This is a genomic window from Pseudomonas putida (assembly GCA_029953615.1).
Lineage (GTDB): Bacteria > Pseudomonadota > Gammaproteobacteria > Pseudomonadales > Pseudomonadaceae > Aquipseudomonas.
In genome coordinates this window covers 4,327,850-4,353,300 of record CP124529.1, presented here as the reverse complement: position 1 = coordinate 4,353,300, position 25,451 = coordinate 4,327,850, and the positions used below count along the sequence as shown (strand labels likewise).

The window sequence follows — 25,451 nt, the reverse complement described above, 5'->3', positions numbered from 1 at the left end:
GTTGCGGTACAGCCCTACAGAAGCATGGTGCGGACGAAGAGACTCGAACTCTTACAGCTTGCGCCGCTGGAACCTAAATCCAGTGTGTCTACCAATTTCACCACGTCCGCGTAACGCTTAAAACAAAGGCGCCAGATGCTATCGAGGCGCCTTTGAAGAATATGGGGTGGACGATGGGAATCGAACCCACGACAACTGGAATCACAATCCAGCGCTCTACCAACTGAGCTACGCCCACCATATTGCATTACAGCCTACTTGCTTGCCAAAGCTGCCTAATGGCGCACCCGGCAGGACTCGAACCTGCGACCATCCGCTTAGAAGGCGGATGCTCTATCCAGCTGAGCTACGGGCGCTTAAGCTTGAAGCCTAACCGAACGAGACATTAACAGGTAACTGCTAAACCACTCATTCTGCCCGACTTCGCCAACCAGTGCTAGGCTGTGCCCGACAAGTGCGGCGAATCTTATAGGCGGGCCTGATAGTCGTCAACACCTTTCTCAAAAAAATTTAAATTATTTAAGGGCTTAGGGGATTTGCCCGACCACCCGCCTTTGCCCTTGGCCCGTGTCGTGCGAGAATACGCCCTCTTTAATTGTTTCCTTCTCGATGGTTAATCACGCGTCTATGACTGCACACCTAATCGATGGCAAGGCGATCGCCGCCAGCCTGCGCCAGCAGATCGCTCAACGTGTCGTGGAGCGTCGCCAGCAAGGCCTGCGTACGCCGGGCCTGGCGGTGATCCTGGTCGGCACCGACCCCGCCTCCCAAGTCTATGTCTCGCACAAGCGCAAGGACTGCGAAGAGGTCGGCTTCATTTCGCAGGCGTTCGACCTGCCCAGCGAAACCACGCAGCAGGCCCTGACCGAGCTGATCGACCGCCTCAATGACGACCCGGCCGTCGACGGTATCCTGCTGCAGTTGCCACTGCCGGCGCACCTGGACGCCTCGCTGCTGCTCGAGCGCATCCGCCCCGACAAGGACGTGGACGGCTTCCACCCGTACAACATCGGCCGCCTGGCCCAGCGCATCCCGCTGCTGCGCCCGTGCACGCCGAAGGGCATCATGACCCTGCTGGAAAGCACCGGCCAGGACCTGTACGGCATGAACGCGGTCATCGTCGGTGCGTCCAACATCGTTGGCCGCCCGATGGCCATGGAGCTGCTGCTGGCCGGCTGCACCGTGACCGTCTGCCACCGTTTCACCAAGGACCTCGCCGGCCATGTCGGCCGCGCCGACCTGGTGGTAGTAGCCGCAGGCAAGCCGGGCCTGGTCAAGGGTGAGTGGATCAAGGAAGGTGCCATCGTCATCGACGTGGGCATCAACCGCCAGGAAGACGGCAAGCTGGTCGGTGATGTGGTCTACGAGACCGCCCTGCCCCGCGCCGGCTGGATCACGCCGGTGCCGGGCGGCGTCGGGCCGATGACCCGGGCATGCCTGCTTGAAAACACGCTGTATGCGGCAGAAGAGCTGCACAGGTAATACCGCGTGATATGAAAACGGCACCTCTGGCAGGTGCCGTTTTTTTTGCCCGTAAACCATGCACTGGGTTTACCGGCCTCTTCGCGGGCTTGCCCGCTCCCACAGGTACTGCGCTCGGGGTACCCGTGGGAGCGGGCAAGCCCGCGAAGAAGCCGGCGCGGTACTCAGCCGATCACTTTCTGGCCGCCTCCCACGACTTCAGCAGTTCGTTGTAGCTGACCGTTTCGCCCTTGGGCTTTTCGTTGGCCAGTTTCGGTTTCGGCGCCCCGGGCTGGTCGAACCAGTACTGGGCGTCCTTCTCCGGGTTCAGCTTTGGTGCACAGGTGGCCTGGGCGTTGGACCGCTGCAAGCGTTCCATCATCCGGTCCTGGTCGCGGGCCAGGCCGTCCAGCGCTTCCTGCGGGGTCTTTTCGCCGCTGGCCACTTCGGCGATGTGGCTCCACCACAACTGCGCCAACCGCGGGTAATCCGGCACGTTGGTACCGGTCGGCGTCCACTGTACCCGCGCCGGGCTGCGGTAGAACTCCACCAGCCCGCCCAGCTTGGGCGCCAGCTCGGTCATGGCCTGGGAGTTGATATCCGACTCACGAATTGGCGTGAGGCCGACGATGGTCTTTTTCAGCGACACGGTCTTGGAGGTGACGAACTGGGCGTACAGCCAGGCCGCCAGGCGTTGCTTCTCGGGGGTGGACTTGAAGAAGGTCCATGAACCGGTGTCCTGGTAGCCCAGCTTCATACCCTCCTCCCAGTACGGCCCCTTCGGCGAAGGCGCCATGCGCCACTTCGGCGTGCCGTCGGCATTCACCACCGGCAAGCCGGGCTTGGTCATGTCGGCGGTAAACGCGGTGTACCAGAAGATCTGCTGGGCGATGTTGCCCTGGGCCGGCACCGGGCCAGCTTCGGAGAAGGTCATGCCCTGGGCTTCCTTGGGCGCATAGGCACGCATCCAGTCCACGTACTTCTGGGTGGCATAGACGGCAGCCGGGCCGTTGGTGTCGCCGCCTCGGGTCACGCTGGACCCCACCGGATGGCAGTCCTCGACGCGGATGCCCCATTCGTCCACAGGCAAGCCATTGGGCAAACCTTTGTCGCCGCCACCGGCCATGGAGAACCAGGCATCGGTGAAGCGCCAGCCCAGCGACGGGTCTTTCTTGCCGTAGTCCATATGGCCATAGACGCGTTTGCCGTCGATTTCCTTGACGTCTTCGGTAAAGAACTTGGCGATGTCCTCGTAGGCTGACCAGTTAACCGGTACGCCAAGCTCGTAACCGTACTTTTCCTTGAATCTGGCCTTCAGCTCGGGCCGTTCGAACCAGTCGGCGCGGAACCAGTACAGGTTGGCGAACTGCTGATCGGGTAGCTGGTAAACCTTGCCATCCGGCGCGGTGGTGAAGGAAATGCCGATGAAGTCCTTCAGGTCCAGGGTCGGCGAGGTGTAGTCCTTGCCCTCATTGGCCATCAGATCGGTGATCGATTCCACCTTGCCGTAGCGAAAGTGCGTACCGATCAGGTCGGAGTCGTTGACCCAGCCGTCATAAATGTTCTTGTCCGACTGCATCTGTGTCTGCAGCTTTTCCACCACGTCGCCTTCCTGCAGCAGGTCGTGGGTCAGCTGGATACCGGTGATCTCGCTGAAAGCCTTGGCCAGCACCTTGGACTCGTATTCATGGGTGGTGATGGTTTCCGATACCACGTTGATCTTCATGCCACGAAACGGCTCGGCAGCCTTGATGAACCACTTCAACTCGGCCAGCTGCTGCTCAGGGGTAAGGGTCGAAGGCTTGAACTCGCTATCGAGCCACTTCTTTGCCGCGTCTTCGTACTGGTCGGCCCAGGCTGTGCCCTGCACGCTGGCCAGTACCAGCAACGCGGCCAGGGTCAAATGTCGCCTGTTGTACTTGTTGTCGAACATTGTGATCTCCCGTTTCAGTTAACCCACAGGGCCGCTCGCTCAGCCCCAGCGCAGTACCACCACCAGCCACGCCAGCGACAGCAGCGAGGCCACCCACAATGGCCACTCGCTGACGCCAACCACCAGCAAATGCAGGTAGGCGCTGGCCAGCAGGCCGATGAACAAGCGGTCGCCACGGCTGGTGACCAGCGGCAGGAAGCCGCGCCGCTCCACGCAGGGGCGGCGCAGTTCGAGCAGGGTCATGCCCAGCAGCAGCACGCCGACGGCGGCGAAGAACAGCGCCGTCGGCAAGGTCCAGGCCATCCATTCCATGCCTTGCCCTCCTCATACCCGGCCCAGGGCGAAGCCCTTGGCCACGTGGTTGCGCACGAACCAGATCACCAGCATGCCCGGCAGGATGGTCAGTACCCCCGCCGCCGCCAGTACGCCCCAATCGATGCCCGAAGCCGACACGGTACGGGTCATCACCGCAGCGATCGGCTTGGCATTCACCGAGGTCAGGGTGCGCGCCAGCAGCAGCTCGACCCAGGAGAACATGAAACAGAAAAACGCCGTTACGCCGATGCCGGAACCAATCAGCGGAACGAATATCTTCACGAAGAAGCGCGGGAAGCTGTAGCCGTCGATGTAGGCCGTTTCGTCGATTTCCTTCGGCACACCGGACATGAACCCTTCGAGGATCCACACCGCCAGCGGCACGTTGAACAGGCAGTGGGCCAGGGCCACGGCGATATGGGTATCGAACAGGCCGATCGACGAATACAGCTGGAAGAACGGCAGCAGGAACACCGCCGGTGGCGCCATGCGGTTGGTCAGCAGCCAGAAGAACAGGTGCCGGTCACCGAGGAAGCGGTAGCGCGAGAAGGCATATGCCGCAGGCAGCGCCACCAGCAGCGAAATCAGCGTGTTCAGGCACACGTAGTACAGCGAATTGATGTAGCCGCTGTACCAGCTGGCATCGGTGAAGATCACCCGGTAGTTGTCGAGCGTGAACGCCTGTGGCCACAGCGACAGGCCGCCGAGGATCTCGGTGTTGGGCTTGAACGACATGTTCAGCAGCCAGTAGATCGGCACCAGCAGGAAGAAGAAGTACAGCAGCAGGGCCAGCGATTTGCGCTTGCTCATGGCCTAGTCCTTGTCGGCATGGGTCATGGCTGTGTAGAACAGCCACGACACCAGCAGGATGATCAGGAAGTACACCAGCGAGAACGCCGCCGCCGGGCCCAGGTCGAACTGCCCCACGGCCATGCGCGTGAGGGTCTGGCTGAGGAAGGTGGTGGCATTGCCGGGCCCGCCGCCGGTCAGCACGAAGGGCTCGGTGTAGATCATGAAGCTGTCCATGAAGCGCAGCATCACCGCGATCAGCAGCACGTTCTTCAGCTTGGGCAACTGGATATGGCGGAACACCGCCCAACCCGAGGCGCGGTCGATGCGCGCCGCCTGGTAGTACACATCGGGGATGGCGCGCAGCCCCGAATAGCAGAGCAACGCCACCAGCGATGTCCAGTGCCACACGTCCATCACCAGCACGGTCAGCCAGGCATCGAACGGGTCGCCGGCGTAGTTGTAGCTGACCCCGAGCCTGGCCAGGGTGGCACCGAGCAGGCCGATGTCGGCCCGGCCGAAAATCTGCCAGATGGTACCGACCACGTTCCACGGGATCAGCAACGGGATGGCCATGACGATCAGGCACACCGAGGCCATGCGCCCTTTGGTCGGCATGGTCAGGGCAATGGCGATGCCCAGCGGGATCTCGATCAGCAGCACGCACGCGGAATAGATGAACTGGCGCAGCAGCGCATCGTGCAGCGCCGGGTCGCGTAGCACCTGGCGATACCAGTCGGCGCCGACGAAGTAGCGGTTGGACTGGTCGAAGATGTCCTGCACCGAGTAGTTGACCACCGTCATCATCGGCACCACCGCACTGAAAGCCACCAACAGAAACACCGGCAGCACCAGCCACCAGGCCTTGTTGTTCGGCACCTTGTTCATGGCCCGGCCTCCAGCAGCACATCGTCCAGGTACAGCATCAGCCACTGCGCCGGCAGGCTGACCCAGGCCTGGGCCACCGGCAGCGGGCGGTCCTCGCCCAGGCGCGCTTTGAGCGCGACACCGCCCAGTTCGAGGGTGACGATACGGTAGGTACCCAGGTCTTCGACATCCAGCACCTGTGCCGGGTAGGCGTCATCGAACGGGCTGTCCCACAGCTGCACGAACTCCGGGCGGATGCCCACCTGCAAGCGCCCGCCCGCGTTCGCTGCCAGGCGCTCGCGCAAGCCGTCGGGCAGTTGCAGGTGAATATCGCCGAATACCACCCCGTCCGCTTCGGCGCGCACCTCGATCAGGTTCATCCCCGGGCTGCCGATGAAGTAACCGACGAAGGTATGCCGCGGCCGCTCGAACAGTTCGCGCGGAGTACCGAACTGGACAATGCGCCCGCCGTGCATCACCGCGATCTTGTCGGCGAACGTCGAGGCCTCCAGCTGATCGTGGGTGACGTAGATCATGGTGATGTTGAACTGCTCGTGGATCTGCTTGAGCTTGCGCCGCAGTTTCCACTTCAGGTGCGGGTCGATCACCGTAAGCGGCTCGTCGAACAGGATCGCCGACACGTCATCGCGCACCAGGCCACGCCCCATGGAGACCTTCTGCTTTTCGTCGGCACTGAGGTTGCGCGCTTTCTTGCGCAGCACAGCCGACAGGTCGAGCACCTCGGCAATTTCCTCCACCCGGGCCTGCACCCGGGCTTCGTCCAGCCCTTGGTTGCGCAAGGGAAACGCCAGGTTGTCGAACACCGTCATGGTGTCGTACACCACCGGAAACTGGAACACCTGAGCGATGTTGCGTGCCTGCGGTGACAGCTGATTGACCGGTTTGCCGTCGAACAGCACCTCGCCGTGGGACGGTGTCAGCAGCCCGGAAATGATGTTGAGCAAGGTCGACTTGCCGCAGCCCGACGGCCCGAGCAAAGCGTAGGCACCGCCCTGCTCCCACACATGTTCCAGCGCGTGCAGGGCGTAGTCCGCCTCGCTGGCAGGCTGGCGGCTGTAGCTGTGCGCCAGTTGGCGCAGGCGAATTTCGGCCATCACCCTCTCCTTGCCTGGCGCAGCCCCGGGGCCTGCACCAGCGCCCCGACGCTGTCGAACACGAACAGCTTGTGGGTGGGGATGAACACGCGGATAGGCGTATCCACCTGGTATTCGTGCACCCCCGGCAGGTGCAGGATCATGCGCCAGTGTTCGTTGCGCACATGCAGGAAGGTCTCTGAGCCACTGATCTCGGCCAGTTCCACGAGCACCGACAATTCCAGGTCATCGTCGTGGGCCGGCACCAGGCTGATGTGGCTTGGCCGTACGCCAAAGCGGTAGTCGCCCTCGGCAAGCGCCTGCAAGTCGGCATTGCGGGCAAAGTGCACGGCCTGGGCCAGGCTCACATCGTTGCCACTGATATGGCCAGGCACCAGGTTGATCGGTGGTTCGGAAAACAGCTCGGCAGCCAGCACGCTGCCCGGGCGCTGGTAAACCTCGGCGGTAGGCCCGCTCTGGACGATGCGGCCCTCATGCACGAGGGTGGTAGTGCCGCCCAGTGCAAGCGCCTCGTTGGGCTCGGTGGTGGCATACACGGCAATGCAGTGGCGCGCCGCGAACAGCTCGCGCAGCTCTTGGCGCAGACCCTCGCGCAGCTTGTAGTCGAGGTTGACCAGAGGCTCGTCGAACAGGATCAGGGAGGCATCCTTGACCAGCGCACGGGCCATAGCCGTGCGTTGCTGCTGGCCACCGGACAACTCCAGCGGCAGGCGCTGCAGGTAGGCTTCGATACGCAGCATCTCGGCGGTTTCCTGCACCCTCCGGCGGATCTGCGGCTCGGCCATGCGAGCCTGGCGCAGCGGAGACGCAATATTCTCGTACACGCTGAGGGTCGGGTAATTGATGAACTGCTGATACACCATCGACACATTGCGCTGGCGCACCGGCACGCCAGTCACATCCTGGCCATCCATCAGCACCCGCCCCCGGTCCGGGCGGTCGAGCCCGGCCATCAGGCGCATCAGGCTGGTCTTGCCGGCCAGGGTACGGCCCAGCAGCACGTTGAACGAGCCGGGCTCGAAACGCAGTGAGGCATCGACGATCCAGGCCTGGTTGTCGACGCTGCGGCTGACCTGTTCCAGCACCAGAGACATGGCGTGGCCTTCTTGTGGTTATTTCTGCCAGGTAGAGCCAGTTTCGTGCCAGTTGCACCGCGAGCGTCTGGCCCGGGGCCGGCAGGCAAACTCCGGCCAATCGCAGGTTCACAAGTGAACACAAACACTGAACAACTGAACACTTGCCGGTTTGACATTGAACAACCGTGCACAACACTGAACAGCGGTCGGCTCCATGACAACAATCACACAGGACAGACCCATGGCCGCATCCGCTTCACTGCATGCCCAACTGATCCAGGCCTCCTGGGCCCGCTGCCGCGACTACGGCCTGCAACCCCAGCACGCCCCGGACTTCGACTGCCTGACCCACGCCGAGCTCAGTGCCCTGCTGGAGCGGCGCCAGGCCCTGCTGCGGCTGACCCGCGAAGCGGTGCTGCCGCAATATGCGCACCTGCTGGGCAATGCCAGCTACCTGGTGATGCTGGCCGATGCCAGCGGCTGCCTGCTCGACAGCTGGGGCTCGCGGCGTTTCATCGAGCCGCGCCAGCAGCATGGCTTCAGCGCCGGTGCCCACTGGCACGAGCGCGGCGTCGGCACCAATGCCCTTGGCACCGCGCTGGTCTGCGCCGAGGCGGTCCACGTGGGCCAGGACGAGCACTTCCTGCGCCAGAACCGCTACATGTCCAGCGCCGCCGCGCCGCTGTTCGATGCCGAGCGGCAGCTGGTCGGGGTGCTCGATGTCGCCAGCGACGGCTACCTGCCCGCCAGCCAGACCCTGGGCCTGGTACGCATGATGGGCCAGAGCCTGGAGAACCGCCTGATCCTCGCCGAGCATGCCGACAAGCACGCGCAACTGATCTTCAACAGCGCTTCCGACAACCTCGACAGCCCGTGGGCCGGCCTGCTGGTGTTCGATGAGCGCGGGCAGGTGCTGGCCGCCAATCACCGGGCCGACACCCTGCTCGGTGGCAACCCGCTGCAGCAGAACATCGCGCAACTGTTCCAGTTGCCTCTGCAACAGCTGCTCAGCCATCCGCGCCAGCAGCCCTTCGCCCTGCAAGCCATCGGGCGCAACCGCTTTCATTGCCAGTGGCAGCCACCGCGCGAGGCCCCCGGCCGCCACGCCCCCGGCAGCACCGAACCACGCCTGGAGAAAGCCTTGGCGCAAGCCGGCCTGCTGCTGGAAAAGGACATCCCGGTACTGGTACAGGGTGAAACCGGGGTCGGCAAGGAGGTATTCGTCGATACCTTGCACCGGGCCAGCAGCCGGGCCAGCCAGCCGCTGGTCGCGGTCAACTGCGCGGCGATCCCGGCCGAGCTGGTGGAATCGGAGCTGTTCGGCTACGACAAGGGCGCGTTCACCGGCGCCCACCAGAAGGGCAACCCGGGGCTGATCCGCAAGGCCCATCACGGCATCCTGTTTCTCGATGAAATCGGCGACATGCCGTTGCCCACCCAGGCCCGGCTGCTGCGCGTGCTGCAAACGCGCAGCATCCAGCCATTGGGCAGCGGCGAGCCGGTGGCGGTGGATATCCGCGTGGTGTCGGCAAGCAACCGCGACCTGGCCGAAGAGGTGCGCGCCGGGCGCTTTCGCCAGGACCTGTATTACCGCATCGCCGGGCTGGCAGTGGTGTTGCCGCCGCTGCGCGAGCGCAGCGACCGCCGGCAGCTGATCGAACAGTTGCATGCCCGCTACCGCGAACCCGGGCAGCCCGCGCGGCTGCCTGCGGCGATTATCGAGCTTTTCGATCAACACCCCTGGCCGGGTAATGTGCGCGAACTGGTGAGTGTGCTGCAGGTGGCGCTGGCCTTGGCGGGTAATGGGCCTGTCGGCCTGGAACACCTGCCTGCGGGTTTTCTCGCCGAGTCACAGGTGCCGGCGCCGGTTGCGAGCGAAGAGGCAGACCTGCAGACACTGGTGGAGCAAGCCAACGGCAACCTGTCGGCGGTGGCGCGCGGGCTGGGGATCAGCCGCACCACGCTGTACAAGCGGCTGCGTGAGCGATGATTGTCGTGGCCTGCGCTGGCCTCATCGCCGGCAAGCCAGCTCCCACCCGACCGCGCTGACCTCAAGCCATGCGCAGTACCTGTGGGAGCGGGCAAGCCCGCGAAACAGGCGACGCGGTGGATGGCACGGGCTTCGCCCGTGTTCGCGGCGGTTCGACGCCTCGACACGCCCGCTCCCACAGGTACGGCGTTGCTCTCGAGGCCTGTGATATTCCTGTGGGAGCCGGCTTGCCGGCGATAGGGCCGGTACAGGCACCCACAGCCGATTCGGCTGCCCACGCCGCGAAATCAGCCAAAGCCGCTGCTGCCACAGCCCATTACAGCCATCTTTACCTCCCCACCCGCCGCACAATGAAACCAGAGCCCACTCTGGAAGCGTCGCCGCAGGGAGACCCCCATGACCCGCTACATCGATGTGCAAGACCTGGCCCGCCTGGTGAACCGCAAAGGCCTGCCCACATGCCTGCTGGAAATGGCCGAGTACATCCGCCAGGACTACCAGCGCTGGCCCGCCTTCGAAAAATGCGCCCGGGTGGCCAACCATTCAGCGGACGGCGTAATCGAGCTGATGCCGGTCTCGGACGCCAGCCTTTACGCCTTCAAGTACGTCAACGGCCACCCGAAGAACACCAGCCATGGCCTGCCCACGGTGATGGCCTTCGGCGCCCTGGCAAGCGTCGATACCGGTGCACCGTTGCTGCTCAGCGAAATGACCCTGACCACCGCCATTCGCACCGCGGCCACCTCGGCCCTGGCCGCCTGCTACCTGGCGCGCGAACACAGCCGCAGCATGGCGTTGATCGGCAACGGCTCGCAGAGCGAGTTCCAGGCCATCGCCTTCAATGCCCTGCTGGGAATCGATGAGATCCGCCTGTACGACATCGACCCGGCCGCCTCGGCCAAGCTGGTCGCCAACCTGGCCGATCGCCCCGGTCTTAAAGTGAGCATCGCCAGCTCCGTGGCCGAAGCGGTGCGCGGGGCCGATATCGTCACCACGGTGACCGCCGACAAAGCCTACGCCACCATCCTAACCCCGGAGATGATCGAACCGGGCATGCACCTGAACGCCGTGGGCGGTGACTGCCCGGGCAAGACCGAACTGCACCGGGCGATTGTCGAGCGGGCCCGGGTGATCGTCGAGTACGAGCCGCAGAGCCGGGTGGAGGGCGAGATCCAGCAGATGCCGGCGGACTCGCCGGTGACCGAGTTCTGGCAGGTAGTTGCCGGGCAAGCCAAGGGCCGCGAGAGCGCCGAACAGGTGGACGCTGTTCGACTCGGTGGGGTTTGCCCTGGAGGATTACTCGGCCTTGCGCTATGTGCTGGATAATGCGCAGGCACTGGGTATCGGCACGGACATCGGGCTGGTGCCGGTGCTGGAGGATCCGAAGGATTTGTATGGGTTGTTGCAGCCGCGGGTGGTGGAGCTGCGGGCGGTGTCCACAGCTGGTTCCGTCTGCGCGTGACCCGGCCTATTCGCGGGCGTGCCCGCGAATGAGGCAGATGGAGATTGAGGACGCCCACTCGATAAGCGCCTAACCTGTTCGATGCCCTCACTGAAAGAAGCCCAAGCGCATGGACACCAAGGACGCCAACGCCCACCCCCTCGACCGCATCGACGAAGCGATTATCGACACCCTGCGCCACAATGGCCGCATCACCTTCGAAAAACTCTCCAGCCTCGTCCACCTCACCCCGCGCCCCTGCCTCGAGCGTGTACGCAAGCTGGAGCGCCGTGGCGTGATCCGCGGCTACGGGGCAATCATCGATCTGCAGAAGGTGGCTCCCGGGGTGTCGCTGCTGGTGCTGGTCGCCCTGTCCAACCAAAGCGGGCGTGCCGCGCAGAAAGCCTTCGAAGCCACCCTGCGCAACTGCCCGGAAGTGCACGAATGTCAGCTGATCAGCGGCCATTTCGACTACAGCCTGCGCCTGCGCTGCCGCGACATGGAACACTACCGCCTGCTCAGCGAAAGCTGGATGAACGACGCCACCTTGCACATCGACAAGCTGGTGGCGCACCCGGTGCTGGCCGAGGTCAAGCCAATGGCGCGCTGACGTGCGCTCAAGGGTCGCGCCATTGCGCCGGCTGCCGGTAGGCCTGGGTCCAGGCCTCCACTGCACTGGCCGGCATCGGCCGAGCAATGCAGTAACCCTGCGCCAGCTCGCAACCCAGGCCCATCAGCACCCGGCCGTGCTCGACGCTCTCCAGCCCTTCGGCAATCACCTCCCGGCCAAACGCACGTGCCAGGCCAATCACCGCCCTGGTCAGCGCCAGGTCGTCCTGGTCATGCAGGATGTCACGCACGAACGACTGGTCGATCTTGATCGTCTGGGTCGGCAAGCGCTTCAGGTAGCTCAGCGACGAATAGCCGGTGCCAAAGTCGTCTAGGGAGAAACGCACACCCAGCGCGCGGCAGGCATCGAGGCAGCGGCTGACATGCTGCAGGTTGTCGATGGCCACCGACTCGACAATTTCCAGGTCCAGCCGCGCCGGGTCCACCTCCGGATACGCCGCCAGCAACTGCTGCAAGCGCTCGGCAAAGTCACTGCGCTGCAAGTGCCGTGCGGCGATATTCACACTCAGTGACCACGGCTGCCCCTGGCGCTGCCAGGCCTGCAGCTGGTCCAGCGCCTGGTGGAGCACCCACTCGCCGATTTCCACGATCAGGTCGGTCTGCTCGACCCAGGGCAGGAAATCACCAGGCGGCACCAGGCCACGGCCTGGCCGCTGCCAGCGCAACAAGCCCTCGAAACCCAGCACCTGGCCGCTGCGCAGGTTGACCTTGGGCTGGTAATACAGGCACAGCTCGCCGTTGAGCAGGGCCCGGCGCACCCGCGCCACGGTCTGGTGGGTAGCCTTGAGCTCCTGCTCCTGGGACACGTCGAACAAGTAATAGCGGTTACGCCCACGCTGCTTGGCCACGTACATGGCCTGGTCGGCATGGCGCACCAGGGTGTCGGCGTCTTCGTCATCCTGCGGGTACAGGGTCACGCCGATACTGGCGCTCAGCGACAGGCGGTGCTCGCGCACCACATAGGGCGCCGCCAGTGCGCCCAGCACCCGGCGCAACGCCGCATGCAGCTGGCGGTCTTCGTCGACGTCGCGCAGGATCAGCACGAATTCGTCCCCAGACAGCCGGGCCACCGCGTCACCACCGCGCAGGATGTGCTTGAGCCGCTGCGCCACCTCGACCAGCAGCAGGTCGCCGATGGCATGCCCGTAGCCGTCGTTGACCGCCTTGAAACCATCCAGGTCGAGCATGCACACCGCCAGCGGAATGTCTTCACGGCGCGAGTAGGCCAGGGCCTGGTTCAGCAGGTCGGACAAGTAGGCGCGGTTGGGCAGGCCGGTGAGTACGTCGTGGCCCACCCGCCATTGCAAGGCATGCAGCAGCTGGCGCTTCTCGGTGACGTCGAAACGGATCGACACGTACTTGCGCACCTGGCCGGTAAGCGGGTCGACCAGCGGCACCATGGTGCTATCGACCCAGTACAGCGAGCCGTCCTTGGCGCGGTTGCAGATTTCGCCCTTCCATACCCGGCCGGCGGCCAGCGCCCGCCACATGCCAACGAAGAACTCCGGCTCGTGCAGGCCTGAGTTGAGGATGCGGTGGTTGGCGCCCAGCAGCTCCTCGCGGCTGTAGCCCGAGATGCTGCAGAACTGCTGGTTGACGTAGGTGATGGTCCCACGCAGGTCGGTTTCGGAAAAGATCGCGGCCGCGTCCACGGCCGCACGATAGATGTCATCCATAAAGCATCCTGCCTTAGCGGTTGAAGCGCTCCACAAGGGCGCGCAATCCGGCGCATACCTCTTCCAGTTCGGCGCCGCGCGAGGCGGCAGCGTTGGCGCTGTGGGCGCTGTGCTGGGCAATGCCGGCCACACCGTTGATCTGCCGTGAAACGTCTGCGGCCACTGCCGACTGCTGCTGCGAGGCCGTGGCCATCTGCTGGCTCATGTCGCTGATGCGCTGCACCGCGTCACGAATGCCATGCAGCGCCTGCCGGGTTTCCTGCACCTGGGCAACGCCCTGCTCGGCGCCGTCGATGCCCTGGCTGGCGATCGCCACGGCTTCTTCGGCACCACTGCGCAAGGCATCGATGATGGCCTGGATATGCAAGGTCGACTGGCGGGTCTTGTCGGCAAGTGCCCGCACTTCGTCGGCGACCACGGCAAAGCCGCGGCCCTGTTCACCCGCGCGGGCCGCCTCGATGGCCGCATTGAGCGCCAGCAGGTTGGTTTGCTCGGCAATGCCGCGGATCATCCCGGTGGCCTCGGCGATAGCACCGGTCTGACCAGCCAGGTGGCTGACCGCCTGGTTGATCCCGGCCACGGTGCCGGCCAGGGTGCGAATCGCCGCGCCACTGGCATCGGCCACCTGGCTGCCCTGCTCGGCCAGCAGATGCGCGGTGTGGGCCTCGGCGGCGGTAAGCTGCACATGCCTGGCCACGTCACCGATGGACGCTGCCATCTGGTTCATGGCGGTGGCGCTCAGGTCGGTTTCCGCACGCTGCTCCAGCAAGGCTACCTCGGTACTGTGTGACAACTGCCCGGCATCATGGGCGGCCACGGCCATTTGCGCCGCAAGGTCGCTCAACCGGGTCAGCGCGGTTTTCAACCGTGCCTCTTCACTGATCAGCATCATTTGCAGTTGCCCGGCGGCACCGGGCAGGTCGCTGTAGGTCAAGGCCGCGATGGGGTCGGCGAACGTGCCGGCAGCCCCTTGCACAACCTGCTGCATCTGCCGCCCGAAGGCATTGCGCGCCCACAGGCCGTAGGCCACCAACAGGCCCACGGTCAGCCCCTGCCCCACCAGGCCTGGCCACAGCTGGTTGGCGCCCAGCGCCAGCAGCCCACTCGCCAGCGGCAAGGCCAGGGCCTGCGCCAGCAACCTCAGCCGACGTGGCCACGGCAACACCGCCTGGCCATTGCGCAAGCGCGCATACAGGGCCTCGGCACGGGCCACCTGCTCGCGCGTGGGGCAGACCCGCACCGACTCATAGCCAACCACCCGCCCGGCTTCGAGGATGGGCGTGACATAGGCATTGACCCAGTAGTAGTCGCCGTTGCGGCAGCGGTTCTTGACGATGCCCATCCAGCTCTTGCCGGCTTTCAGGTAACGCCACATCAACGCGTATACCGCCGGCGGCATGTCCGGATGGCGCACCAGGTTGTGCGGGCTGCCGATCAGTTCGGCCTCGCTGTACCCGCTGATGGCGGCGAATTCAGGGTTGCAGTAGGTAATCAGGCTGGCGGTGTCGGTCGCGGAAATCAGCCGTTGATCAGGTGGGAAACGTTGCTCGACCGGGGTGACCGGAAGGTTGAGACGCACAATGAGACTCCATTCATATAAACGCCAGGAGCCTGCTTGCGGGCGATTTTCAGGATGAACACCCCACAATCTGCCCTTTAGTGACTTCCCGGTCGGGCGCGGATTCTACGAGGTCAGCCACATAATGCAAATAAACCTTACGAATCATGGCGTTATCGAAAATATCGACGTCGGCATGGCGCCTGGCAAGCGGCTTGCAGTAATCCCCACGCACTGGCCAAAGCCTGATCTGATTCATGTGTGTAGTCCCTGTGGGAGCGGCGGTTCGCCTGCGAACGGCGTTCCCAGCCCATGCACCGAACTAGAGCTCGGCAGGCCGAATTGCTCCATAACTGGTCAGACCGGTAAGGCCAAAAATCCTTGCATTGTCGATTTTTTCGCGCTTTCATGGCTTCGCGCTGAACAAACCGGTAAGACCACAATAATTAAGTCCTGCGCTCTTTCGCCCCGTGCGGCTACCGAAGCAAGGACACCGATCAGAGATCCCTCCCATGCTCAAATGGTGCTCGCGTTCGATCTTCCTGCAAGTCGTGCTCGGCCTTGCCCTCGGCATCGCCTGCGGTCTCAGCTTCCCTGACCTTTCCCTGCAACTCAAACCCCTTGGCGACGGCTTCATCAAGCTGATCAAGATGCTCATCGGCCTGATCGTGTTCTGCGTGGTGGTCAGCGGCATCTCGGGCGCCGGCGACCTGAAAAAGGTCGGGCGTATCGGCCTGAAGTCGGTGATCTACTTCGAAGTGCTGACCACCCTGGCGCTGGTGATCGGCCTGGTGTTCGCCTTCACCAGCGGTATCGGCAGCGGCGCCAACATCCACCTGGACCAACTGTCCAGCGCCGACGCCAGCAGCCTGGCCGAACGCGGCCAGCACATCCACGGCGCCACGGCGTTCTTCATGGACCTGATCCCCACTTCGGTGATCGGCGCCTTCGCCGACAACAACATCCTCCAGGTGCTGCTGTTCTCGGTACTGTTCGGCAGCGCGCTGAACCTGGTGGGCGACTCCGCAGCCGGCATCTCGCGGCTGATCAACGAACTGAGCCACGTGATTTTCCGCATCATGGGCATGATCGTGCGCCTGGCCCCCATCGGTGTGTTCGGCGCCATCGCCTTCACCACCAGCAAGTACGGCCTGGAATCGCTGCAACACCTGGGTGGGCTGGTGGCGCTGTTCTATCTGACCTGCGCCGGCTTCGTACTGATCGTGCTGGGCACGGTCATGCGCCTGTCAGGCCTGAAGCTGCTGCCACTGATCAAGTACCTGCGTGAAGAACTGACCATCGTGCTGGGCACCGCCTCGTCCGACGCCGTACTGCCACAGATCATGCGCAAGCTGGAGCACCTGGGCATCGGCAGTTCCACCGTCGGCCTGGTGATCCCCACCGGCTATTCGTTCAACCTCGATGGCTTCTCCATCTACCTGACCCTGGCCATCGTGTTCATTGCCAACGCCACCGGCACGCCATTGGCAATGACCGACCTGCTGACCATCCTGCTGGTGTCGCTGGTGACGTCCAAGGGCGCTCACGGCATCCCGGGCTCGGCGCTGGTGATCCTTGCTGCTACCCTGACCGCCGTGCCGGCGATCCCGGTGGTCGGCCTGGTATTGGTACTGGCGGTGGACTGGTTCATGGGCATCGGCCGGGCGCTGACCAACCTGATCGGCAACTGCGTGGCCACCGTGGCCATTGCCCGCTGGGAGAAGGACATCGACCTGGAACGTGCGCACAACGTGCTCGACGGCAAACCCGGCTTCGCCCCCGCGCCACGCAAGCAGCCCAACCCCCATCAACAGGAATTCTGAGCGAACGTGGCCGGCACTGGTGCCGGCCCTTCCAGGAGCGCACCGTGATCAGCTCATCGACCGTCGTCAACTCAGTGGTGGAAAAACTGCGCCAGGCCCTCGCCCGCGGCCAATGGCGTACCGGCGACATGCTGCCAGGCCAGCGCGAGCTGGCCGAACAACTGGGCATCAGCCGCCCCAGCCTGCGCGAAGCGGTGACCGTGCTGGAAACCCTGGGCCTGGTGCGCTCGCTGCCGGGCAAGGGCGTGCTGGTGCTGGATGCCGACGCTGCCGCCCAGGAACCGGGCCTGGACAGCAACACCGCCGCCAGCCTCGCCGACGTGCTGGAGCTGCGCTATACCCTTGAACCTTTCATTGTCGGCCTGGTGGCGCAGTCGGCCAACAGCCAGGACATCGGCCAGCTGCGCCTGACCCTGATGGACATGCGAGAGGCACTGGAAGCCGATGACAGCGAAGCCGGCGTCAGGGCCTACATCGCTTTCCATGAAGCACTGTTCGCCCAGACCACCAATCCGATCTTCCAGAGCGTGGTGCAACAGACCGGCAATGCCCTCAAGCAGAGCGCCGACATGCTGCGCAATTCACCAGAGCACCTGGCCGCTCGGCTGAAGGAAAACGAAGCGGTGGTGCGCGCCATACGTGAGCGCAGCAGCGCCCAGGCCAGTGCCCAGATGCGCCAGCACATCCTGGCCGAAGGGCTGCGCATGGGCATCCCGCTGAACATCCCGGACGAACACCCGCATCCATGACCCAAGGAGAGCGACCATGAACGCCGCCCCCCACCTGCCAGCCCTGCTCGCGGCCGGCGAAACCCGCCTGTCGGCCGAGCAGATCTACCCGCGGCTGTTCGATGCCATCCTCGAACAGCGCCTGCCGCCTGGCAGCCTGTTGCCCGAACAGGCGCTGGGCCAGGCCTTTGGTGTCAGCCGTACAGTGATCCGCCGTGTGCTCGGGCGCCTGTCCGACCAGCAGGTGGTGGTGCAGCGCCCCAGCCACACTGCGCATCTGGCCGCGCCCGACCCGGAGCAGGCACGCCAGGTGCTCAGCGCCCGGCGCCTGGCTGAAACAACGCTGATCACCCTGGCCGCGCAACGCGCTCGGCCGGTGCAGATTCGCCAGCTGCGGCAATTGGTGGAACGTGAGCGCCAGCACCATGAAAACGGCGAGCGTTGCGCGGCGATACGCCTGGGCGGCGAGTTTCACCTGAAACTGGCGCAGGTGGCCGCCAATGCGCCACTGGCGCGTTTTCTCAATGGCCTGGTGCCGATGACCTCGCTGATCATCGCCCGCTACGAAGCGCCATGCTGCGACCACTGCGCGTGGGAGGAACATGCAGCGATCATCGATGCCGTGGAGCATGGCGATGCCGAGGCGGCGCTGGGGCTGATGCACAAGCACCTCGACCGCCTGGAAGAGAAGCTCGACCTGGAATGACCGACTCAAGCTGACGCCCCCTTGTAGGAGCGGCCTTGTGTCGCGATGGGGCGCAAAGCGGCCCCAGGATTTCAGCTGTGCAGCAGAAATTGCCGGGGCCGCTTTGCGGCCCTTTCGCGACACAAGGCCGCTCCTACATGGATCGCGTTGGCCGGGCGATGGCCGATAGGCTGCACGGCAGCCCCCTCAACCCCACCCTATACTCCGAGAACGACCCCAGCCTCTACCAGGGAGGCGGTTGCGTGAGCACTCGAGTCCTCCTGCTGCTGTGCCTGCTGCTGGCCCTGGCCGGCTGCGCAGGCAAGCCACCACCTGTCCCGCCACCACCGGTGGTGCTCACCCCCGCCGTTTGGCAACGCATCGACCAGGAACTGATCGACGCCTCGGTCGGTGCCGCCAGCTCGGCCAATGACTATGCCAGGCGCTCCATGCGGGTGTGGAAGGAACAGGTCCAGCAGCGCACCGAAAGCGACTTCATCCCCTGGTTTACCGGCTACTGGACCCAGCAGTGGCTGACCCTCAAGGTGGCCTGGTACAAGATCGACAGCGGCGAAGGCCGGGAGCCGGCGGAAAAACGCCTGGCACTGTATCTGCAGGAGCAGTACCACAAGAGGGTGATCGAACCAGTGGCCGAGCAGATCAACCCCGAAGGCATCCGCGACCGCGCCTGCGAGCTGTACCTGCAACTGCTCGGCCAGCAACTGCCGGCCATCATCAGCCGCTACAACGCGCCCCCCGAGCAGTTCAGCCAGCGCCTCAACCGCATTCCCGCCATCGCCCTGGGGCCGCCGGATGCGCGCAATGCCAGCCTGTACCAACTGCTGCGGGCAGAGTCTCTGGCCCAGCAACCGGCCTGGCAAGCCATGCGCCAGCACCTCCACCAGCAGGCCAGCAAGGGCCCCGGGAAGACCGATGTCGGGCTGAACTCGGTGGCCAACCAGGCCAGCGAAAAACTCGGCGCCACCCTGGCCCCGCGCGGCATCGCCAGTGCCGTGGCGTCGGCGGTGGGCAAGGTGGCGGGGGCGATGATTTCGATTGCGGCGGCTGGCTACGGGATGATGACCCATGACCGCGAACACCCACAGATGGTCGAGCAGTTGCGGGTGATCCTGAACGTGGCGCTGAACCAGGAATGGCAGGAACTGATGGAGAACCGCCAGAGCGGGGCCATGTCGGGGGTCTACTACCTGTCGGGGCAGGTCGAGGACAGCTTGCTGGCCAGTGCGCCGCGGTCGACTGAACAACCGGTTGAGCAACAGGTGAAGCAACAGCAGGAGCCTTTGATCATTCGCCTGCCGCCTTAGCTAACGTCTGTGTTGGCCTCTTCGCAGCACAAGTATTTCAGGCAGCAGCCAACGCAGAAGTCGGCAAGCCAAAGATCCGGTCGAACGCCCAGTTGTAGGCAAAGGTGTAGCACGGCACCAGCACGATGAACGCCATGTCCACCAGCAACGCTTCCAGCAATGTCATGTCCAGCCACCAGGCAATCAGCGGAATCAGGTACACCACCAGGGTCAGCTGGAAGCCGATGGCATGCGCCACACGCCGCGCCACACTGCGCCCGCGCTTGGCCTGGCGGCTCTCCCACCACTCGAACAGGCTGTTGTAGATCAGGTTCCAGAGCATCGCGATGGTTGTGATCATCACAGCCAAAGGCCCGGTATGCGACGCTTGGGTGTCCGACAGGTAGGCCAGCCCGAGGGTCGACATGCACAGCCCGATCAGCTCATAGAAAGTCACGTAGACCAGTTTGCGTTTGAGTCCCTGCACCCGCGGTTACCTCCAATGACAAAAGCGATAGGGCGCGATCATGCTTCATCGCACTTGACAGCAAAAGTCAGCAGCTGTCAGATCCGCTGACAGGAGGCTGCCATGAACTTTTCCAGCGACAATATCCAGCTGTTTCTCGCCGTGCTTGACCGGGGTTCGTTTTCCGCCGCCGCACGCGCCCTGCAACGGGTGCCTTCGGCAGTGAGCATGGCCATCGGCAACCTCGAAGCCGAACTGGGCTACACCTTGTTCGAACGCGGCCCGCGCGAAGTCCGCCCGACTGCGCAGGCCAGGGCGCTGGAACCCCATGCCCGGCTGATCGCCGAGCAACTGGGGCTGCTGCAGGTGCATGCCCTGGAGCTGTCCCAGGGGCTGGAAAGCAGGCTGACCCTGGCCGTGGTGCCGGACATCGACCACCACCCGCTGCTGGCGGCGATCGCTCGCCTGGGTGAGCGCCACCCGCTGCTGGACATCGCCCTGCTCAGCGCCCCGCAGGAGGAGGCCTTGCACCTGCTGGACAGCGGCCGCGCCGACCTTTGCGTTGCCTTTGCCGGGCTGCAGGTCGATGCCCGTCGCGGCTTCCAGCACATCGGCATGGAGTCGCTGGTTGCCACCTTGTCCCCCACTCACCCGGCCTTGCGCGAAGGACGTATCCGCTACCTCGAAGACCTGACCCGAGTGCGCCAGATTCTGGTGCGCAGCCGCGACCTGCCGCTGGCCGACCCGCGCCCGCTGATAGGCGCCACGCACTGGTCCACCGACAGTTTCGACCTCGCCCAGCAGATGGTGGAAGCCGGCCTGGGCTGGGGTGACTTGCCGCTGTCGCGGGTCGCGCCATTACTGGCCAACGGGCGCCTGGTGCGCCTGGATTTTCGCAACACCCGCAACGAACTGCAGTTGCCGGTACACCTCTTGTGGCGCAAGCAACAGCCGTTGCAGCAGGCTGCCCGCCTATTGATAGAGCAGTTGTGTAGCCTGTGAATACCGTCTGTCGAAACGACTGTAAGAATTTTCTGTAAGAGCATCAATCTTTTAGCCCTTGAGCCGATATCCCGGTCGATAGGTTCCGCAATGCGTCATGAGCGCGCTGCGCCCTCCCCTCACTGGCCCAAGGTCTCGAAACATGAACCTGAAATTTCGCCACAAGATCCTGCTCAGCGCCTGCGGCGTCGTGGTCCTGGCTTTTGCCCTGTTCACGCTCTACAACGACTACCTGCAACGCAACACCATCCGCCAGAACATCGAAGCCTCGGTGCAGCAGTCGGGTGCACTGACCGCCAGCAGTGTGCAGAACTGGATGAGCGGGCGCATTCTGGTTCTGGAAAACCTGGCCCAGGACATCGCCCAGCAAGGCGCTGGCGACACCTTGGCCGGGCTGATCGAGCAGCCGTCCTACACGCGTAATTTCCTGTTCACTTACCTGGGCCAAGGCCAACGGTGCGTTCACCCAGCGCCCCAATGCGCAGATGCCCGCCGGTTACGACCCACGTCAGCGCCCGTGGTACGGTGCCGCTGCCAGCGCCGGGCAGTCCGTGCTGACTGCTCCGTACCAAGGCGCTGTCGGTGGCCTGATGGTAACCATCGCCACGCCTGTGAAAAGCAAGAGCAATGGCGAACTGATGGGTGTGGTCGGCGGTGACGTCACCCTCGACACCCTGGTCGAGATCATCAACTCGGTCGATTTCGGCGGCATCGGCCACGCCTTCCTGGCCGACAGCAATGGCCAGGTAATTGTCAGCCCCGACAAAGACCAGGTGATGAAGAACCTCAAGGACATCTACCCCGGCAGCAATCTGCAGGTCGCTGCTGGCATGCAGGATGTCACCCTCAATGGCCAGGACCGCATCATCTCCTTCGCCCCGGTGGCCGGCCTGCCTTCGGCACAGTGGTACATCGGCCTGTCGATCGACAAGGACAAAGCCTACGCCGCGCTCAGCCAGTTCCGCACCTCGGCGATCATCGCCATGCTGATTGCCGTGGCTGCGATCGCCGGCCTGCTCGGCCTGCTGATCCCGGTGCTGATGAACCCGCTGACCACCATGGGCCGCGCCATGCGCGACATCGCCGAGGGCGAAGGTGACCTTACCCGCCGCCTGACCGTACAGAACAAGGACGAGTTCGGCGAACTGGCCACATCGTTCAACCGCTTTGTCGAGCGCATTCATGCCTCGATCAGCGAAGTGTCGTCAGCCACCCGCCTGGTGCACGACCTGTCGGAGAAGGTGGTCAATGCCTCCAACGCATCGATCATCGGCTCCGAAGAGCAAAGCATGCGCACCAACAGCGTGGCCGCAGCGATCAACGAACTGGGTGCCGCCACCCAGGAAATCGCCCGCAATGCCGCCGATGCCTCGCAGCATGCCAGCGGTGCCAGCGAGCAGGCTCACGGTGGCCGTGAAGTGGTCGAAGAAGCGATCAGCGCAATGACCGCCCTGTCGCAGCGGATCAGCGAGTCCTGCGCGCAAATCGAAACGCTCAACGCCAGCACGGACGAAATCGGCAAGATCCTCGACGTGATCAAGGGCATCTCGCAGCAGACCAACCTGCTGGCGCTGAACGCCGCCATCGAAGCGGCCCGTGCCGGTGAAGCCGGCCGTGGCTTTGCCGTGGTGGCCGACGAGGTCCGCAACCTGGCGCACCGCACCCAGGAATCGGCGGAAGAAATCCACCGCATGATCACCAGCCTGCAGGTGGGCTCGCGCGAAGCGGTGCACACCATGAACACCAGCCAGGTTTCCAGCGAGCAGACCGTGCAGGTGGCCAACCAGGCCGGCGAACGCCTGGCCAGCGTGACCCAGCGCATTGGCGAGATCGATGGCATGAACCAGTCGGTGGCTACCGCTACCGAAGAGCAGACCGCCGTGGTCGAAAGCCTCAACCTGGACATCACCCAGATCAACGCCCTGAACCAGCAAGGGGTAGAGAACCTCAACGAGACCCTGCGCCATTGCGACCAACTGGCCCAGCAGGCCGGGCGCCTGAAGCAGCTGGTAGGCAGCTTCAGGATCTAAACCGGAACCCACACCCGCTGTAGGAGCGGCCTTGTGTCGCGAAAGGGTCGCGCAGCGACCCCGGATTTTCAGCTACACCGCAGAAATCGCCGGGGTCGCTGCGCGACCCTTTCGCGACACAAGGCCGCTCCTTGTATGTTGTGTCTGGCCTAGCGGGAGAGGTTATTCTCGTCGGGCTGAAGAAGCACTTCCGGGGAGGCCGATCGCTCCTGAAGGCAGGTATTGCCCCTGACCTTGTATGTAGAGAGGCCCCCGCCTCATTGCCCACTGCGAAGAGTATCGAGAAGCCGACAAGTCGGACTTCGCATTACAAGGTTGCAGCAGCATGAAGTTCGAGGTCGGGGAACCGGAGGCCATTGTTACCTAACTCGCTTGGGAGAGGGAAGGAATGAGTGTCTGGGTTGGCGTCGATATCGGCTCACGTACTTCGGTCGTTGGGGTGCGTAAAGATGGGCGTCCGGCCGGACAGTGGGATATCGCTCAAACCCCTGCAGGCCGTAAGGCTGCGGTGAAAAAGCTGCTGGCACTCAAACCCAAGTCGATCGTGATGGAGGCGACCGGAATCTATTACCTGGACTTGGCCCTTGAGCTACATGCGGCTGACCTCCCTGTATCCGTGATCAACCCCAAGAGCTTCCACAATTTCGCCAAACTGATGCTGGTGAACAGCAAGACCGATGCAATAGATGCTCAACTGCTGTCCGAGTACGGCGAGCGTATGACACCGCGCTTGTGGACACCTCCAAGCCTTGTGCAGCTTGAACTGAGGGCTCTGGGGCGACACATCAATCGTTTGGTGGGGCATCGTACAAGGGCGAAGAACGAACTGCATGCATTGCAGGCGACCGCTACAACCGTGTCGATGCTGATCGAGGATCAGGAGGAAGCGATTGCTTCACTGGATAATCGAATTGAGCGCTTTCGTAAGGCGGGCCGCGAGCTGGTCGCCCAGTGTCCGACGCTTACTCGGCAGTACAAGCAGCTGCTCGCAGGGCCTGGGATGGGAGAAGTCTCTGCACTTGCGGCATTGGCTGAACTGACCATCCTTCCTCAAATGCTCAAGTCCTCGCAGGTAGCTCGCCACGCGGGTCTCGATGTTCGACAGACCCAATCGGGAACGAGCATTGATAAGCCCGGCAGACTCGGCAAAAGTGGGAATGCTTATCTACGGGCAGCCATGTACATGCCTGCCTTGACCGCAGTGCGCTGCGACCCTTATGCGAAGGCTTTTTACGAGTCGTTGGTCAACAGGGGCAAGAAGAAAATGCAGGCTATCGCTGCTGTCATGCGCAAGTACCTGACAGGCATCTGGGCATGCATGCGCGGGGATGAGCCATTTGATACGGCCAAGCTTTTCAGCTCTGAACACCTCAGAAAAGCTTGACCGCCAACAGAGTATCTACAAGGGATACGCGCCAGCAGCAGATCAAGCAGCATTGGCTACCGTTTTAACCACTTTGCCCCGCCGGACCCAGGCCAGCAGCACCGCCGCCATCAGCACAAAGCCCAGATAGCCGAACAACGGGTACACCTCGCCCACCAGGCTGATGAACCCCACCAGGCTGCAGCCGAACGCCACAATCCCGGTCACCACCGAGCCCCAGCGAAACTTCGCCGTGCCCGCCGGCATCAGCCGAGAAAGGAACGAAAACAACGTCCCCACCGCGGTGTTGACGATCATGCCGAAGATGATCAGGCACATCACCAGCCCCAGCAGCGGTGACACTTCGTTGGCAATCGACAGCATCGGCATCGGCAGGTCAGCCACGCTGTCCAGGCGCGACAACAGCCCGGCACTCATCAACAGCATCACGCCACCCAGTGCTGCACCACCGAGCAGTCCACCCCATACTGCCGTCTTCTCGCCCTTGGCCGAGCCGCCCAGAATGGCCAGGATCGGCGCGCCGGCAACGATGTTGTACGAGACATACAGGAACGCCCCAAGCAACCAGTGACGGGTGCCCGCCTGTTGCTGGCTGGCCAGCTGGTCAAGCTGGGCGAAACTCTGCTCACGGGTGAATACTGCGTACAGCGCAATCGCCGACGCCACCAGGATCAGCAGCGGCGTGATAGCGCCAATGGCGAGGATCACCTTGCGCACGTCCAGGCACACGATGCCCACCACCACCAGCGTCACCAGCACGCTCCCGGTCAGTGCCGGGATGCCGAACTGCTGCTCCAGCAAGGCGCCACCGCCGGCCAGCATGACTACCGTGACGGCGAACATGAAAAAGGTGATCAGCCAGTCGATGAACAGGCCCAGATGGCGACCGCAGATGGCCTGGATAACATCCTTGTGCGAGGTGGCCTGCTGGCGATTGCCCAGCCCCGCCAGGGCCATGCCGAGGAAGGTGAACAAGGCCGCGCCGACCAGCGCACCGACCAGCCCCCACACCCCGAAATCGACAAAGAACAACAACAGTTCCCGCCCCGAAGCGAACCCCGCCCCCACGATCACGCCGACAAACGCGCCGGCAATCTTCAGCTGCTCTTGCATGTGAACCTCTGGATTTATTGTTGTTGTCTCACTGCCACCGCATACTTTTTTGTAGGAGCAGCCTT

Annotated in this window: 19 protein-coding genes, 3 tRNA genes and 2 pseudogenes; 11 read left to right on the top strand and 13 right to left on the bottom strand. The window is 63.7% G+C overall.

The features are described 5' to 3' along the window. Nucleotides 1-25 precede the first annotated feature (25 nt). The 3 genes from QIY50_19960 to QIY50_19950 form a co-directional block, all read right to left on the bottom strand. Nucleotides 26-110: transfer RNA gene (locus QIY50_19960), tRNA-Leu, on the bottom strand. A 52-nt stretch (nt 111-162) separates the two neighbouring features. Then, nucleotides 163-238, bottom strand: a tRNA-His gene (locus QIY50_19955). Between the two features lie 41 nt (nt 239-279). After that, nucleotides 280-356, bottom strand: a tRNA-Arg gene (locus QIY50_19950). 271 nt (nt 357-627) lie between these two features. On the opposite strand from QIY50_19950, the gene folD reads away from it, so the two are divergent. Then, on the top strand, nt 628-1,482 hold the full coding sequence (gene folD / locus QIY50_19945; GenBank protein WGV19596.1) for a bifunctional methylenetetrahydrofolate dehydrogenase/methenyltetrahydrofolate cyclohydrolase FolD: 855 nt from the start codon (nt 628-630) through the stop codon (nt 1,480-1,482). 172 nt (nt 1,483-1,654) lie between these two features. On the opposite strand, the gene QIY50_19940 is transcribed toward folD, so the two are convergent. Genes QIY50_19940 through QIY50_19915 form a run of 6 tightly spaced genes read right to left on the bottom strand, consistent with a single transcriptional unit; the run spans nt 1,655 to nt 7,574 of the window. Continuing rightward, nucleotides 1,655-3,394: an ABC transporter substrate-binding protein gene (locus QIY50_19940; protein WGV19595.1), complete on the bottom strand. Its 1,740-nt coding sequence runs from the start codon at nt 3,392-3,394 to the stop codon at nt 1,655-1,657. Between the two features lie 39 nt (nt 3,395-3,433). After that, the gene (locus QIY50_19935; GenBank protein ID WGV19594.1) at nt 3,434-3,706 is read right to left on the bottom strand and encodes a DUF2160 domain-containing protein; all 273 of its coding nucleotides are present in this window, start codon (nt 3,704-3,706) and stop codon (nt 3,434-3,436) included. 12 nt (nt 3,707-3,718) lie between these two features. Further along, entirely contained in the window at nt 3,719-4,519 is an 801-nt protein-coding gene (locus QIY50_19930) for a carbohydrate ABC transporter permease (GenBank protein ID WGV19593.1), read from the bottom strand. A 3-nt stretch (nt 4,520-4,522) separates the two neighbouring features. Beyond that, the gene (locus tag QIY50_19925) at nt 4,523-5,386 is read right to left on the bottom strand and encodes a sugar ABC transporter permease (GenBank protein WGV19592.1); all 864 of its coding nucleotides are present in this window, start codon (nt 5,384-5,386) and stop codon (nt 4,523-4,525) included. Then, nucleotides 5,383-6,480, bottom strand: coding sequence for an ABC transporter ATP-binding protein (locus QIY50_19920; protein ID WGV19591.1), 1,098 nt, complete (start codon nt 6,478-6,480; stop codon nt 5,383-5,385). Before QIY50_19920 ends, QIY50_19925 begins: the two co-directional genes overlap by 4 nt. Further along, entirely contained in the window at nt 6,480-7,574 is a 1,095-nt protein-coding gene (locus QIY50_19915; GenBank protein WGV19590.1) for an ABC transporter ATP-binding protein, read from the bottom strand. The genes QIY50_19920 and QIY50_19915 overlap by 1 nt, the downstream gene beginning before the upstream one ends. A gap of 223 nt (nt 7,575-7,797) precedes the next feature. On the opposite strand from QIY50_19915, the gene QIY50_19910 reads away from it, so the two are divergent. From QIY50_19910 to QIY50_19900, 3 genes and pseudogenes are all read left to right on the top strand, one after another. Next, on the top strand, nt 7,798-9,546 hold the full coding sequence (locus QIY50_19910) for a sigma-54-dependent Fis family transcriptional regulator (protein ID WGV19589.1): 1,749 nt from the start codon (nt 7,798-7,800) through the stop codon (nt 9,544-9,546). A 396-nt stretch (nt 9,547-9,942) separates the two neighbouring features. After that, nucleotides 9,943-11,008: pseudogene (locus tag QIY50_19905) on the top strand (ornithine cyclodeaminase). 109 nt (nt 11,009-11,117) lie between these two features. Beyond that, nucleotides 11,118-11,597, top strand: a complete 480-nt coding sequence (locus QIY50_19900) for an Lrp/AsnC family transcriptional regulator (protein ID WGV19588.1) — start codon at nt 11,118-11,120, stop codon at nt 11,595-11,597. Nucleotides 11,598-11,604: 7 nt separating this feature from the next. Here QIY50_19900 and QIY50_19895 read toward each other — a convergent pair whose 3' ends face one another. Together QIY50_19895 and QIY50_19890 are read right to left on the bottom strand one after the other, a co-directional pair. Then, complete coding sequence (locus QIY50_19895) at nt 11,605-13,293, bottom strand: EAL domain-containing protein (protein WGV19587.1); 1,689 nt, start codon at nt 13,291-13,293, stop codon at nt 11,605-11,607. A gap of 13 nt (nt 13,294-13,306) precedes the next feature. Further along, a complete protein-coding gene (locus QIY50_19890) occupies nt 13,307-14,872 on the bottom strand; it encodes a PAS domain-containing methyl-accepting chemotaxis protein (protein ID WGV19586.1) in 1,566 nt (521 codons plus the stop codon). 491 nt (nt 14,873-15,363) lie between these two features. Here QIY50_19890 and QIY50_19885 point away from each other — a divergent pair, with 491 nt between their 5' ends. From QIY50_19885 to QIY50_19870, 4 genes are all read left to right on the top strand, one after another. Further along, nucleotides 15,364-16,674 (top strand): C4-dicarboxylate transporter DctA, encoded by a 1,311-nt coding sequence (locus tag QIY50_19885; GenBank protein WGV19585.1) that lies wholly within the window; start codon nt 15,364-15,366, stop codon nt 16,672-16,674. A gap of 44 nt (nt 16,675-16,718) precedes the next feature. Further along, a complete protein-coding gene (locus QIY50_19880; GenBank protein ID WGV19584.1) occupies nt 16,719-17,423 on the top strand; it encodes an FCD domain-containing protein in 705 nt (234 codons plus the stop codon). A 16-nt stretch (nt 17,424-17,439) separates the two neighbouring features. Further along, nucleotides 17,440-18,108: a GntR family transcriptional regulator gene (locus QIY50_19875; GenBank protein WGV19583.1), complete on the top strand. Its 669-nt coding sequence runs from the start codon at nt 17,440-17,442 to the stop codon at nt 18,106-18,108. Between the two features lie 242 nt (nt 18,109-18,350). Then, nucleotides 18,351-19,412: a hypothetical protein gene (locus QIY50_19870; protein WGV19582.1), complete on the top strand. Its 1,062-nt coding sequence runs from the start codon at nt 18,351-18,353 to the stop codon at nt 19,410-19,412. Nucleotides 19,413-19,449: 37 nt separating this feature from the next. On the opposite strand, the gene QIY50_19865 is transcribed toward QIY50_19870, so the two are convergent. Then, the gene (locus QIY50_19865; protein ID WGV19581.1) at nt 19,450-19,878 is read right to left on the bottom strand and encodes a PACE efflux transporter; all 429 of its coding nucleotides are present in this window, start codon (nt 19,876-19,878) and stop codon (nt 19,450-19,452) included. Between the two features lie 102 nt (nt 19,879-19,980). Here QIY50_19865 and QIY50_19860 point away from each other — a divergent pair, with 102 nt between their 5' ends. The 3 genes and pseudogenes from QIY50_19860 to QIY50_19850 all read left to right on the top strand — a co-directional run bounded on the left by QIY50_19860 (nt 19,981) and on the right by QIY50_19850 (nt 24,273). Next, complete coding sequence (locus tag QIY50_19860) at nt 19,981-20,859, top strand: LysR family transcriptional regulator (protein WGV19580.1); 879 nt, start codon at nt 19,981-19,983, stop codon at nt 20,857-20,859. 142 nt (nt 20,860-21,001) lie between these two features. Next, nucleotides 21,002-22,889 (top strand): annotated as a pseudogene (gene mcpA, locus QIY50_19855) (methyl-accepting chemotaxis protein McpA). A gap of 388 nt (nt 22,890-23,277) precedes the next feature. Continuing rightward, the gene (locus QIY50_19850; GenBank protein WGV19579.1) at nt 23,278-24,273 is read left to right on the top strand and encodes an IS110 family transposase; all 996 of its coding nucleotides are present in this window, start codon (nt 23,278-23,280) and stop codon (nt 24,271-24,273) included. 42 nt (nt 24,274-24,315) lie between these two features. Here the strand turns inward: QIY50_19850 and QIY50_19845 are convergent, their stop codons facing one another. Then, a complete protein-coding gene (locus QIY50_19845; GenBank protein ID WGV19578.1) occupies nt 24,316-25,386 on the bottom strand; it encodes a hypothetical protein in 1,071 nt (356 codons plus the stop codon). Nucleotides 25,387-25,451 lie beyond the last annotated feature (65 nt).